This window comes from Dethiothermospora halolimnae (assembly GCF_037577855.1).
Taxonomy (GTDB): Bacteria; Bacillota; Clostridia; order Tissierellales; family VENL01; genus Dethiothermospora; species Dethiothermospora halolimnae.
In genome coordinates this window covers 26,869-40,867 of record NZ_JBAKFX010000038.1, presented here as the reverse complement: position 1 = coordinate 40,867, position 13,999 = coordinate 26,869, and the positions used below count along the sequence as shown (strand labels likewise).

The following is a 13,999-nucleotide window of genomic DNA, read 5'->3' as shown; positions in this document are numbered from 1 at the left end:
TATATTTTAAATATCATTTGATTACTGTTTGTCAAGGGCGGCTACGGTGGACTTAGTATAATTCCACTGGTTTATCCCAGTATTATCCATAACATTAGTTTTTCATAGAACTTTTTACATTACCAGTCTATACATTATATATTATGAATAAAGTAAGATAAATGTAATTTAAAGTTGTGAAAAGGGTAAAAATAATATTATGTTATAATTTTATATATTGTTAATATGGAAAAATATAATTTGAGGTGATAAAGTGAAAAAAATGTTAATACCAGATTTATACGTAGACTCTATTTTTCAAATTGATTTTGATAATTTAAAGGAAAAAGGTATAAAGTCCCTTATAATAGATATAGATAACACTTTGGTTGCATGGGATAAGGAATCTGCGCCTGACAGTGTTATTAAGTGGTTTGATAAGATAAAAAAAATGGGTTTTAATATTTGTTTGGTATCTAATAATACAGAGGACAGAGTTGTAAAATTTAATGAAAACTTATCATTATATGCTGTTCATAGAGCTACTAAACCTAGAAAAAAACCCTTTTTAGATGCATTAAGTTACCTTAAAACTACAGTTAAGGAAACGGCAATGATAGGAGATCAAATATTTACCGATGTTTTAGGGGGAAATAGGGTTGGATTATATACAATATTGGTAGTTCCAATAGCGGGAAAGGAGTTTATATGGACTAAATTTATTAGAAATATAGAAAGATTAGTTTTAAAGAAAATAAATAAAGGGGAAAATAAAAAGAATAAATAGTTATAAAAGTTTTACTCACAACCTAAAAATATAAATTGACAAACATGGTTAATCATGGTAATATAAATAACTGTGAGATAAATGGAAAACAATGGATAAGGACTATGGTTAAAAGGCATATATTTCCTAAAGTTTTTTCAGTAATTAGGGAGGAATTTACATAAATAAGTTGAATTATTAATAAAATAGTAGTCTTTTACTATACAAAGTGGTAATATAGTACTATAGATTGTAGGTGAAAAAATGGTTGATAAAAATAAAATGAGGTTGGGAGATTTATTAGTTAATGTAGGTAAACTTTCGGAGGAACAGTTGCAACAGGCTTTAAAGGAACAACAAAAATCGGGGAAAAAATTAGGTGAGATTTTAGTAGAAAAGCAATATGTAACCGAAAGGGATATTATACAGGTACTAGAGTTTCAACTGGGGATACCCCATGTTGATTTGAACAAATACTTTGTTGATCCTGAGGCACCCCAGTTAATACAGGAAAAAATAGCAAGAAGGAATACTTTAATACCAATAAAAACAGATAGGGGTAAATTAGTGGTAGCAATGGCAGACCCCCTTAATATATTTGCAATAGATGATATAAAGATTGCCACGGGGATGGAAGTAGAGCCGGTTATTTCAACAAGGGAAAACATATTAAGTGCCATAGAACAATTTTACAATAGACAAAATGCTGAAAAGGCATTAGAAGAGTTTAGAAGCCAATATGATGTGGATAGCATAAATGAGTTAGATGAAGAAGTTTTAAACGAAATCAACAATGCACCAGTGGTCAAATTAATAAATTCCATAATAAGACAAGCTGTTAAATCTAATGCCAGTGACATACATATAGAACCCTTTGAAGAGAAACTTAGGGTTAGGATAAGAATAGACGGGGATCTACAGGAGATTATGACACCATCAAAATCAACCCATTCTGCCATAGTTACAAGAATTAAAATAATGGGGAAAATGGATATAGCTGAGAAAAGAATACCTCAAGATGGAAGGGTAGAAACAAGTATAGATGGTCGTGACGTGGATTTACGTATTTCTATATTGCCCACAGTATATGGTGAAAAAATAGTTATTAGACTATTAGATAGGGGTAATTTTTTATTATCAAAGGATCAGCTGGGCTTTACAAAGGGGAATCTAGATAGATTCGATAAAATAGTAAAAAATCCAAATGGAATAATATTAGTTACCGGTCCCACCGGTAGTGGTAAAACCACCACGTTATATACAGTCCTTAGGGAACTAAATGAAATAAATAAAAATATAATTACTGTGGAGGACCCTGTTGAATATAGACTAGATGGTATTAATCAAGTTCAAGTAAATAATAAAGCTGGATTAACCTTTGCCAATGGATTAAGGTCCATATTGAGACAGGACCCGGATATAGTAATGATAGGTGAGATTAGGGATGTGGAAACTGCCCAAATAGCTGTTAGAGCCTCTATCACAGGACACCTTGTTATAAGTACTATGCATACCAATAGTGCTCCCGCTACCATATCGAGACTTATGGATATGGGGATAGATTCATATCTTATAACATCATCGGTAGTTGGGGTGGTTGCCCAAAGACTGGTTAGAAAGATATGTGAAGAGTGTAAGGTGAGTTATACTCCTGATGTTAATGAAAAGAGGATATTAGGCATAGAAGAAGATGTTACATTATATAAGGGGCAGGGATGTAATAAGTGCTATAATACCGGTTATAAGGGAAGAATTGCTATCCATGAAATTATGCCATTGACATCGGGGATAAGGGAAGTTATAGATGCTAATTCTAGTATAGACCAATTAAAGAATAAGGTATTATTAGAGGGAATGATTACCCTTAAGGAAAATTGTAAAGAGCTTGTTTTACAGGGAACTACAACCGTTGAAGAACTACTTAAAGTGGCTTATACAATGGAATAGGCGGTGAATTATGGACGTACTTAAATTATTGGAAAAAACAATTGAAAAAAAGGCTTCCGATTTACATATAACAGTGGGAGTTCCCCCTATTATAAGAATTGATGGAGAGCTGGTAAGCCTAGGGGATACAGTTGTAACACCTAAAGATAGTCAGCAATTGGTTCAACAGCTTTTAGAAGAAAAAAACTTTAATAAGTTGGAAAGCAAAGGGGAGGTGGATGCTTCTTATTCCTATCCTGGAGTGGGTAGATTTAGGGTAAATGTATATAAACAAAGGGGAACATATGGTATTGCAATAAGAAGTGTAGCTTTAAAGATACCAACTGTAGAAGAATTGGGACTTCCTAATACCATAAAGGATTTAGCTAGGAAAAAAAGGGGACTTATACTTATAACAGGACCAACAGGAAGTGGTAAGTCCACTACATTGGCAGCAATGATTAATAAAATTAATAATGAAAGGGCTTGTCACATATTAACCTTGGAAGACCCCATTGAGTATTTACACAAACATAATAAAAGTATAGTAAATCAACGGGAAATAGGTCATGATAGCAGTTCCTTTGCAGATGCCTTAAGATCATCCTTAAGACAGGACCCAGATGTAATATTGGTTGGTGAGATGAGGGACCTAGAAACTATGCAGATAGCTATTACAGCGGCTGAAACGGGACATTTAGTCCTATCTACGTTGCATACAATAGGGGCAGCAAAAACTATAGATAGGATAATAGACGTGTTTCCAGCTAATCAGCGTCAGCAAATAGTTATGCAATTATCAAGTGTATTACAGGGAGTAGTATCTCAACAATTATTGCCTCGGTTAGATGGTAGTGGCAGAGTGGCAGCTTTGGAGATGATGGTTACTACACCTGCCATAAAGAACTTGATTAGAGAGGGGAAAACCCATCAAATACAAACAGCCATACAGACCGGTGGAAAGTTTGGAATGAAGACTATGGACAAGTCCCTTGTTGAACTTTATAAAAATGGGATTATATCTATGGAAAACACTATGAATTTTGCTATAAATAGTGATAATGTAAAGCGACAAATTAACTTTAGAGGGTAAGAGGTGATATCTTTGCCTGTTTATAAATATACGGCTATGACTAAAAGTGGCGATAAAACAGAGAGTACATATACTGCAAACTCTGAAACGGAAGTTTTAGCCATGTTAAGGGATAGTGGGCACTTTCCCATTAAGGTACAGGAGATGGTTGAAAAAAAGGAAATTAGTTTAGGCGATATATTCAATAAAGTAAAAACAAAGGATATAGCAATATTTTGTAGACAGTTTTATACAATGTTAAATGCAGGGGTTACCATAGTCAATTGCTTAGATATATTAAGACATCAAACGGAAAATAAAAAACTTAGAAAAGTAATTGGAGATGTATATGAAGATGTACAAAAAGGATTAACACTATCTGAGGCCCTTAAAAAACATAAAAAAACATTCCCAAGCCTTTTTATAAATATGGTGGAGGCTGGGGAGTTAAGTGGAACTTTAGATACAGTTATGAATAGAATGGCAACCCACTATGAAAAGGAGTATAAGATAAACAATAAAATAAAGGGAGCAATGGTATACCCTATAATACTAAGTATTGTAGCTATAGGTGTTGTTATATTTCTTTTGACATTTGTTATGCCAACCTTTATGGGAATGTTTACTGGTAGTGGTGTAGAGTTACCGTGGCCTACAAAAATATTATTATCCATAAGTGACTGGTTACAGAGCTATTGGTATATATTTATTGGAGCTTTATTAATTCTTATAGTTGGACTTGGTTATTATGGCAAAACCGATAATGGTAGATTTATTATAGATAATATGAAGTTAAAAATACCAGTTGTAAAAAATACGTCTGAAAAGGTAATAACATCAAGATTTACTAGGACACTATCTACATTATTGGTCAGTGGAGTGCCACTAATAGATGCATTGGAGATAGTTTCTAAGGTGGTTAATAATAAAGTAGTTGAAAAGAAAATGAATAGTGTAAAAGAAGAGGTCCAGAAAGGAGCCAGCTTATCAAAGCCCGTTAAGAATACGGGAGTATTCCCACCTATGGTGGACTCCATGATAGAAATAGGTGAAGAATCGGGCTCCCTAGATGATATCCTAGATAGGACTGCAAATTTTTACGACGAAGAAGTGGAAACTGCAATACAGAAGATGACTACCATGTTAGAGCCTATTATGATAGTTGTTATGGCAGTTATTATAGGATTTATCGTAATAGCTATGGCATTGCCTATGTTTGATATGGTTAATACGGTTGAAATGTAGTTAATAGTTAAAAGTTAAGAGTTAATAGTCGTTGGAGGATTTTTGTTTAGTGGAGAGTTGAGAAGGGAGAGAGGAGAGATGGTGGTGGGGAAAATATTTTGTGGAATTTATATTTGTATGTATAATTTTTTTGTTTGTTGGGAATAATCGGAGCTAATGAAGATAGTTAATAGTCGTAGGGGTAAAGAGGGTTTTGGTTTTACCCTGTACTTTGTACCTTGTATTCTGTACTGCATTTAGAAGTAGCTTCGAATTCATTGGAAGGTTACTTTATGAGATAGTTTATTGTTACCATGAAATATTGGTAATTGATATATTATATTAATTATGGGGAGGTGGTTTGAGGAGTAGTGGAGAGTTGAGAGTGGAGAATTGAGAGTTAAGAGCGTGGGAAAGCTTCGCTTTCCTGTGTAGGGGCTGGATATGTCCAGTCCACTGGCCAAGTGAAGAGGCGAGGAAAAATTAAAAAATTACATATTTAGGAGGAATTTAGATGTTTAAGATGTTAAGTAAAAAGATCAATAATAAGAAAGGTTTTACACTTATTGAATTAATCGTTGTTATTGCTATATTAGGTATTTTGGCAGCTATAGCTATACCTAGATTAGGTGGATTTAGAGATAGTGCGAGTAGTGCTGCAGATGAAGCCACAGCTGCAACTATTGCAAATGCTATAACTTTACATTATGCAAATATAGGAGCACCTTCAAAAAAAGTAGATGTAGCTATAGATAGTGAATTAGATACTGAAATAAAAAAAATGATAACAGATAGTGATGGAGCTGTACCAACACCCCAAGATAAAGATGCTAGTAACTTCTTTGCTGTAGTAAGTACTGATGGAAGTGTTAAAGTTTATTATGATAATGCTGATGGTACACAACTTTATCCATCAAATTAATATATTATACTAGATTTGGGAGGAAAAACAGATGATACCAACAATAATACTAATCACAGGAATAATAATAGGGTCATTTCTAAATGTATGCATATACCGCATACCTAGAGAAGAGTCAATCGTGTTTCCCTCCTCTCATTGTACAAGCTGTGGTACTGGTCTTAAGAGTTGGGATTTGGTGCCGGTTTTTAGTTATTTGTTTAATAGGGGTAAGTGTAGATATTGTGGAGAGAAGATCTCTCCACAATATCCTATTATTGAGGTTTTAAATGGACTTTTATATTTATTATTATATCTACAGTTTGGCTTATCAGTAAGGTTTATAACCTTCGCAATAATAACCAGTATCCTACTAATAATAACCATAATAGACTACAAAACCCTAACCATTCCAAATGGACTAGTCCTATTAATACTAACAATATCACTAGCCTATCAAACATATCAATCTTTTAATAACCAATCTCTCTCCCTTCTCCTCTCTCCACTGTTATCTATGTTCCTGGGTGGTGGAATACTTCTTTTAATAGCTGTAGTAACAAAGGGAGCCATGGGTGGGGGAGATATAAAGCTTATGGGAGCATTGGGATTATTGTTGGGTATTAAATATACAGTGTTGACTTTGTTTTTATCCTTTGTAGTTGGTGGAATAATATCAGTAATCTTATTAATTAGTAAAATTAAAAAAAGAGGACAAGCTATACCCTTTGGACCATTTATAGCTTTGGCATCTTTTATATCTATGGTATGGGGACAGGGAATTCTTGATTGGTATTTTAATACAATGTTTTTATAGGTAAGGGCGTAAATTGGTTGTGGGATTACGAATCCTCCAACAACATAAGGGGGCATGAATCCCCCAACAACATAGGGGGTCATGAATCTCCTAATAACATATGGGATTTTTCCATATACTGCGGAATTACCAAATCTCTGCTCTCTGTACCTTGCACTCTGCACAGAACAAAGAAGCGCCAAAGGTGACTTTGTTCTTATATTATAAAAGTAATAAAAACATATAAAAGGGGGTTAAGTGGTTGAATATAACAAAACCCAAATTACTAAGTAAAAATGTGGTATCAATAGATATAGGAACTTATTATATAAAGATAGTATCTGGAAAAGGCAATAAAAATGGTGTATCAATAGATACAATGAATATGGTTGAGACATCTCCTGGCTCATATAGTGACGGACAGATTATAGATATAAATAAAATGAAGGATTCAATAGAAGAGGTTTTAAAAAGAGAAAAAATAAAAGCAAAATCAGCTATATGTACCCTTGAAAGTACATCGGTTATAATGAGGGAATTAGAAGTTCCAGTTATAAAGAAAAAAGAAATGATGGAAATGATAAAACTAGAAGTTCAACAGTATCTTCCTGTTGACTTAAAGGAATATATAATTCAATATAAAAAGATAAAGGAATTTGATGATAATGGAAATAAAAAGGCTAGGATACTAACAGTTGCCATGCCTAAAATTATAGTTAATAACTATAATCAATTATTAAAAATGCTAAGATTAAAACCAATGGCACTTGATATAAACTCAAATGCCCTTGATAAACTGTTTGATGAAAAAACTATTATAAATGAAAGTTTTAATTTTGAAAACAAAACTGTGGCCTTAATGGATATAGGTTATAGTTATATACATATAGTTATACTTCATAATGGAGTATTCCAATTTAATAGATTGTTAAATTTAGGGGCAAAGGATATAGATAGTAATATTGCTAACTCTTTTAACCTTACCTTAGAGGAAGCTATGAAGAAAAAAGAAGAGATTGAAAGTTTAAACGAAGTAAGCAATGAGACTATATCCTCCCATATAATGATGAATGATATTATAAAGTCAACAATAGATAGTTGGATAGGTGATATAGAAAGGTTATTTAAGTATTATACCAGCAAAAAAGTTGGTAATAAAATAGATAAAATCTTCATACATGGACAAACATCAAAATTTGAAGGGATGGATAAGTATTTAGAGGAGTTATTAGATATATCGGTTTCAAAGATTAAATCGTTAAATAATGTAGATATATCTAAGACAGATAATAAAAACTTAACCTCCTATATAAATGCAATAGGAGCTATGATAAGAAGGTAGGGGGATATAAAGATGAATGATTTTAATTTTTTTCAAGTATATGAAGAAAGGCATACCACCGATAATAACAATATATTAATATATGGACTTACTATCTTAATAATTATTGCTATTGTTACATATCCCATCATAAATGTTATAAAAATAAGAAATCTAGATGGTGAAGTAGTGGCTATAAAGGAGCAGGTTGAGTCTCCTAAGATAAAATCACGACTTAATGAAATAGAAAGCAAAAAAAATACCATAGAAGAGTTAGAGTTAAAGTACGGAGTATTAAGTAAGGTCGAATATAGAATGAAAACCTTAGATATTGTAAATGAATACTTGATAGATATATTAACTAAATCTATGCCCTCGGGGATACACTTTAGTTCTATAAAGATTAATAGATCATCGATCCAAGTTGATGGTGTTGGGATGAATAAAGATTCCATAGCGATACTACAAAATAACTTAAGAAAAATAGAACTATTTGATAATATGTATGTCCCCAGTATATCTTCAAATAGAGGATTTTATAATTTTTCTCTTACAATGAATATTAAGGGTGTGAATATAGATGAAGCTAACTAGAAGGGAGAAAATACTATTACTATTACTTAACATTGTGGTTATAGGATGGGGCTATTATAAGTTTATAATAACACCTCAATTTGAAAAAATGGATTCTTTAAAGTCGGATAAACAGGTATTTAGTAGTAGATTAGAAAGCTATAAAGAGATAGCCAGCTCAGGAGAAGAACTAGATAACAAACTATTGGATCTAACAAACGGAGTAGATAAAGTTACTAGAAAATATTTTCCCCATATAGAGCAAGAGGAAATAATATATATAGTAAATGAATTTCTTAAGAGTAATGATTTAGAAGTGGACTCCATATCATTTACCCAACCATCGGAAGAAAAAATGGGGGAATTAACTTTAGATAAGATGTCAGTTACACTCCCCTATAAGGGAAAATACTCTTCATTAATGGCTTTTCTAAAGAAGTTAAGAAAATACCCCAAAAAGATAATCATTAGTGATGTAGATATGACAAATGGAGAGGATGATGTATTAACTGGGAATATAGGACTAGACTTTTATAGTTTAGGAAAAGTAATCTCAACTAATGATGATATAGTATCTTGGAACTTAGAGGATGAAGAACAAAAGGAAAACCCCTTTGAAACAGTGGATGGATATAAAGAGATGTTAAACAGACCCCTTGACTTTGATAAAGATAGTATAACTATAACTATGGGACAGAGTAAAGTATTATTAGAAGATTTTGAAGATACCAATATTAACTATATGGCAACAGCAAGGGAGTTTAAAGGAGATTTTAATCTAGATACAAATGCAAAATCAAATGATTTTTCTTATCGTATGGATTATGAGCACCCTATTATGGAGAAAGAAGGAAGAGGCTATGTTTTATTAGATGATAAAAATCTAAATATAAAGAAACCTCCTAAGGCTATAGGTCTATGGGTTTATGCAAATAAGGAATCAAATAATAATCTAGGAATAAGACTTAAAGACTTAAACGGAGACAAAAAAATATATTATTTAACTAAGGGTATAAACTGGACAGGCTGGAAACACCTTATGGTTGTACCACCCCAGGATAAAAAGTTATATCCATTACAGTTAGACAGGATAACAATAGACTTTGAAAAGGAAAAAGAAGAAGGAACTATATTAATCGATAGTTTGGAAGCATATTATGATTTAGAGATATTTAAAGACCCGATAGATCAATATAGTGGAAATTATATACACTATGAAGTTCAACCGGAAGATACACTAAAGAGTATATCGAGGGAATTTTATAATGACACAACTAAAGTTGGAGTTATTATGAGGTACAATAATCTATATAATAACAAGATACAGGCAGGTAAGATACTGATATTACCAAGAAATATTGAAGAATAGGTGATAAAATGGGGGAGTTATGTTCATACTTGAAGGGACTATAGAAAAACTAAACTAAAAAGAGGTGATAAGATGAATAAAAAACAAATAATATCGTTGTTACTTGTTACTATATTAATATTTAGCATATCATCACCTATATTTGCAGATGATGATAATCAGTGGGAAGAAACCACTGATTATGAAATGGGAGAAGACCATGGTAAAGAAATAGGGGCTATGATAGGTAGATATTATGGACATAAGCATTTTTTAGAAGGGAAAAAACTTGACTGGAGAGAAGGAGAAAATCCTTGGGATAAAATTCCCGAATTAAAGGATTTTATTGAACAATATATGGTAAATGAACAATATCAACAAAACTATAATAACGGTTTTAAAGAGGGTTTTAGAAAGGCCTTTGGAGGAGAATATGTTAAGGCTTATCAGGAAGCTAATATGGATACAAAGGTAGACATAGATATTAAGAGCGGTCTAGAAGATGGACAAACTGCTGGAGAATTGATGGGTAAAAAATATGGTAAGGAATACTTTTATGATGGTCTAGGAAATGACTGGTTAGATGCACTAAGTACTAACTTTGAAGATTCCCAGATAATAAGTAAATATAATCTTAATAATGAAACCGATGATTATAGGGATGGTTTCTTAGCTGGTTTTAGAGCAACATTTAAAAAAGAGTTTGAAACTACATATCATGAAATAAATATGGATGATGCTACTAACTCCCATGATAAAGGTTTTAATGATGGTAAAAAAATAGGAAGTAAAATAGGAGCGGAAAAGGGGAAGGAAGATTATAGTAAAGGGAATGCCAATGATTGGTATAGTGCTTTACCTAAAGACGAGCCAATAATAAAAGAATATAACTTAGAAAATGAAACTAATGGATATAGAAACGGTTTTATTGAAGGATATAAAGAAGCCTTTAGGGAGAGTTACAAAGAAGCCTATAGAAAGGCTAATATGAACAATGTATTGGACGGTGGTGCAGAGCAGGGGGAAATAGATGGTGCAGAGTTTGGAGATGTATATGGGATTAGAAAGGCCTATGAGGATCTAAAGGGTGATATATTTGATGTACCGGTTACCGGATGGGAAAAGCATAAAATGACACCTGATGAAGTGATAAAACATGATGAAATAAATGAGAAATATGATATCGCTCAAAAGGGGGAGGATTATCAAGATGCCTTTTATGAAGCCTTTATTGATGCCCTTGAGAAAAGCTATAGTGAAGTTATAGAGTCTAAAAAAGAAGATGATGAAGACGAAGAAGAGATTTTACCAGAGGATGAACAGGGTTATAATGATGGTAAAGAAATAGGAAGACTTGTTGGTGAAATATATGGATATGAAGATTATTTAGATGATAGGGATAATGACTGGGAAGATGCCATACCATCAAATAGAGATATAAGGGACGAATATAATCTTGATGATGAAACTAGTATATATGAAGATAAATTTATAGAAGGATTTGAAGAAGGATTTAAAGATAGTTATCAAAAGGCATACAGGGAAAAAAATATAGGTAGACAAAAGACCTCCTTTGATGATGGTAGGGAACATGGGGAGTACTTTGGAAAGTTAACAGGTGAAAACTATGGAAGACGGGATTATTATAGTGGAGATGAAAATTCTTGGGAAGATGCTATTTTAGATGATGATGATATAATAGATGAATATTCTTTAGATAATGAAAATAAAGAATATGAGAAGGGCTTTTTAGTTGGATTTAAAAAGCAGTTTCAAGAAAGTTATACAGAGGTATTTAGAAATACAAATGTTGACACCAATAAATTAACCAAAGAAAACGGCATTAAACATGGTAAAGAAATAGGTACTAAAATGGGGGAATCTATGGCAAAGATAGATTACACCAAAGGGGATACAAATGATTGGAGAAATTCAATTTTTACCGATGAGGAAATAATAGAAAAATATCAATTAAATAGGGAGACTGAAGACTATAAAAAAGGGTTTATAGTTGGATTTAAAGATGGTTTTAAGGAAAGTTATATAAAAACATTTCAAGATACTAATATTAATATTTCTAAAGGAATTATAGAGTATAGCGAAGTTTCAATGGAAGGAAAGAATATAAAAAGTTCCGATGAGATGGTAAATATAGATATAAAACCGGGGACATTCTATACTAAAACCTATATAGGGATAGAAAAGAGTAAAGGTCCATCATTATACTTTAATGGCAAGTATGCCCCCGCGTCCCAAGTATATAATTTATCTGTGAAAAATCAATATAATTTTATAAAAATAAGACAGCCTATAAAATTAACCTTTAAATATCATGGTCCAGACACTGGAGGCATATATAAACTTGTAGATGGAAAGTGGCTTTATCTATATAGTGAAGTTGAAGATGGAAAAATTTCAACGGAAATAGAAGATGTTCTATTTACAGAGGGTACATATGCTGTCTTTGTTGATGATAATTACACCAAGTTATCAGATATAAGGGGACATTGGGGAGAAAAAGAAATGTATACATTTACAAGGAGATACTACTTGTCGGGATACTATGATGGTACATTTAGACCAGAAACCAATGTAACGAGGGCGGAGTTTGTAACTATATTAGATAGGGTTTCAAATTGGGATAACTCCCAGTATTATAATAGTGTGACTAAATTTAAAGACTATATGGTCTTTGGAGGTTATAAAAGTTCCATAGCTAAGGCTATAGCTAGGGGATACATTAAGGGATACCCCGACAATACATTTAGACCCAATATACCAATTTCATATAGTGAAATAGAATGGCTAGTTGAAAGGCTACCGGGAAATAGTGGATTTGATTGGAAAGACATAAGGGATAAGATGATGTATGAAAAGGATTATCGCTCTAAAAGTTTTGATGATAAAGATAAATATATAACAAGGGCAGAGGTTGTCTATTTGTTATATACACTACAACAGCAGGGTGCTATATAAAGGAGGGATAATGGATGAATTTAAAAAAATATAGTAGTTTATTTTTAGCCATAATATTATTATCTACTATACTATTTACCACGGTGTATGCCGATGATAATAAGACTAATGTTGGCTTTGAAATTAATTATGGAGGGGAATACAGTCAGTATCCCCAGGTAACATTATGTTTGGAAAATTTGAATAAAAAAATTAATGTATTAAATTATAAAATTCAGTTCTCTTTAGACAAAAAAACTTGGATGGGCTACAATAGTACAACCCAATCTTGGGAAGAGGGATATCAGAGTAATTATCAACCCTATTATCCCAACTTTAATATAGGAAAGGGACAAGGTATAAAAATAGTCTATGTAAAGATATTCAATGGAAATGATGAGACTATTGCTTCCGATACAATAAACTATAGCCCAGAAGCAATTAATCCTACTATAGAGCCTTCTATATCAATAGACCCTACTACTGGGGAGTCGGTATCGAATAAAGGGGGGATAACTAGGGGAAATGGTAGTAAAAAGGACCCCTACGTTATAAGAAGTAATAATACAAGTATATTACTTAAAGCTCTAAACTCTTCCCATGTAAAGTATTCGGTTAATACCGGCAGTTGGAGTGACTGGAAAGAAATAAAAGATGAAACCATAGATGTTCCTATAAAGCTTACTCAGACTGAAGGATTAAAGAGGGTTTTAGTAAAAACTAAAAATAGATATGGTGTTGAAAGTAGAACAAAAACTATTTACTACTTAATAGACAGTACACCGGCAAATATAGATTTTTCAACTAAATATCACTCTTTTGTTGCCGTTGAGGGAAATATAGACTTTGATTTAGAGATATATGACAATTTATCTGATACTGTGGATTTTACATTGGAAATATATATATATGATCAAATAGTTACTAAAAAGGGAAGAATACAAATGTATGTAAATAATAAACCCACAACTGTACCAATGTCAGTAGAAGGACTACCCAGTGGAAACTTTATAGCTAAGGTGATAGTAAAGGATGGAGCTAATAATGTTTCTGAAAGAAAAATAACAATAAATAGTATAGAATAAAAATAAATGGACAAACTCTAAAATAGAGTTTGTCCATTTATTTTTATTTAAGG

At 32.3% G+C, this 13,999-nt stretch carries 11 protein-coding genes; all 11 read left to right on the top strand.

Annotation, left to right across the window (positions count from 1 at the left end; all coding sequences use genetic code 11):
- Nucleotides 1-262: 262 nt before the first annotated feature.
- Complete coding sequence (locus tag V6137_RS14260) at nucleotides 263-766, top strand: YqeG family HAD IIIA-type phosphatase (RefSeq protein WP_425448625.1); 504 nt, start codon at nucleotides 263-265, stop codon at nucleotides 764-766.
- A 243-nt stretch (nucleotides 767-1,009) separates the two neighbouring features.
- The gene (locus V6137_RS14255; protein ID WP_425448623.1) at nucleotides 1,010-2,692 is read left to right on the top strand and encodes a GspE/PulE family protein; all 1,683 of its coding nucleotides are present in this window, start codon (nucleotides 1,010-1,012) and stop codon (nucleotides 2,690-2,692) included.
- 10 nt (nucleotides 2,693-2,702) lie between these two features.
- Nucleotides 2,703-3,764: a type IV pilus twitching motility protein PilT gene (locus V6137_RS14250; RefSeq protein WP_425448622.1), complete on the top strand. Its 1,062-nt coding sequence runs from the start codon at nucleotides 2,703-2,705 to the stop codon at nucleotides 3,762-3,764.
- 12 nt (nucleotides 3,765-3,776) lie between these two features.
- On the top strand, nucleotides 3,777-4,988 hold the full coding sequence (locus V6137_RS14245) for a type II secretion system F family protein (RefSeq protein WP_483863908.1): 1,212 nt from the start codon (nucleotides 3,777-3,779) through the stop codon (nucleotides 4,986-4,988).
- A gap of 502 nt (nucleotides 4,989-5,490) precedes the next feature.
- A complete protein-coding gene (locus tag V6137_RS14240; protein WP_425448624.1) occupies nucleotides 5,491-5,889 on the top strand; it encodes a type II secretion system protein in 399 nt (132 codons plus the stop codon).
- 31 nt (nucleotides 5,890-5,920) lie between these two features.
- Nucleotides 5,921-6,685 carry a prepilin peptidase gene (locus tag V6137_RS14235; RefSeq protein WP_425448620.1) on the top strand — a complete coding sequence of 255 codons (765 nt, stop codon included), beginning with the start codon at nucleotides 5,921-5,923 and terminating at the stop codon, nucleotides 6,683-6,685.
- Nucleotides 6,686-6,926: 241 nt separating this feature from the next.
- A complete protein-coding gene (pilM, locus tag V6137_RS14230; RefSeq protein WP_425448619.1) occupies nucleotides 6,927-8,006 on the top strand; it encodes a type IV pilus assembly protein PilM in 1,080 nt (359 codons plus the stop codon).
- 12 nt (nucleotides 8,007-8,018) lie between these two features.
- Nucleotides 8,019-8,579 carry a PilN domain-containing protein gene (locus tag V6137_RS14225; RefSeq protein ID WP_425448618.1) on the top strand — a complete coding sequence of 187 codons (561 nt, stop codon included), beginning with the start codon at nucleotides 8,019-8,021 and terminating at the stop codon, nucleotides 8,577-8,579.
- A complete protein-coding gene (locus V6137_RS14220) occupies nucleotides 8,566-9,927 on the top strand; it encodes a LysM peptidoglycan-binding domain-containing protein (protein WP_425448617.1) in 1,362 nt (453 codons plus the stop codon). The genes V6137_RS14225 and V6137_RS14220 overlap by 14 nt, the downstream gene beginning before the upstream one ends.
- 72 nt (nucleotides 9,928-9,999) lie before the next feature.
- On the top strand, nucleotides 10,000-12,882 hold the full coding sequence (locus V6137_RS14215) for an S-layer homology domain-containing protein (protein WP_425448616.1): 2,883 nt from the start codon (nucleotides 10,000-10,002) through the stop codon (nucleotides 12,880-12,882).
- A 14-nt stretch (nucleotides 12,883-12,896) separates the two neighbouring features.
- Nucleotides 12,897-13,946 carry a hypothetical protein gene (locus tag V6137_RS14210; RefSeq protein WP_425448615.1) on the top strand — a complete coding sequence of 350 codons (1,050 nt, stop codon included), beginning with the start codon at nucleotides 12,897-12,899 and terminating at the stop codon, nucleotides 13,944-13,946.
- Nucleotides 13,947-13,999 lie beyond the last annotated feature (53 nt).

What these genes read in the sequence shown, in the direction of transcription:
- V6137_RS14235 (WP_425448620.1), top strand. Translation starts at nt 5,921, where the DNA reads ATGATACCAACAATAATACTAATCACAGGAATAATAATAGGGTCATTT.
- V6137_RS14220 (WP_425448617.1), top strand. Translation starts at nt 8,566, where the DNA reads ATGAAGCTAACTAGAAGGGAGAAAATACTATTACTATTACTTAACATT.
- V6137_RS14240 (WP_425448624.1), top strand. Translation starts at nt 5,491, where the DNA reads ATGTTAAGTAAAAAGATCAATAATAAGAAAGGTTTTACACTTATTGAA.
- V6137_RS14260 (WP_425448625.1), top strand. Translation starts at nt 263, where the DNA reads ATGTTAATACCAGATTTATACGTAGACTCTATTTTTCAAATTGATTTT.
- V6137_RS14255 (WP_425448623.1), top strand. Translation starts at nt 1,010, where the DNA reads ATGGTTGATAAAAATAAAATGAGGTTGGGAGATTTATTAGTTAATGTA.
- V6137_RS14210 (WP_425448615.1), top strand. Translation starts at nt 12,897, where the DNA reads ATGAATTTAAAAAAATATAGTAGTTTATTTTTAGCCATAATATTATTA.
- V6137_RS14215 (WP_425448616.1), top strand. Translation starts at nt 10,000, where the DNA reads ATGAATAAAAAACAAATAATATCGTTGTTACTTGTTACTATATTAATA.
- V6137_RS14250 (WP_425448622.1), top strand. Translation starts at nt 2,703, where the DNA reads ATGGACGTACTTAAATTATTGGAAAAAACAATTGAAAAAAAGGCTTCC.
- V6137_RS14225 (WP_425448618.1), top strand. Translation starts at nt 8,019, where the DNA reads ATGAATGATTTTAATTTTTTTCAAGTATATGAAGAAAGGCATACCACC.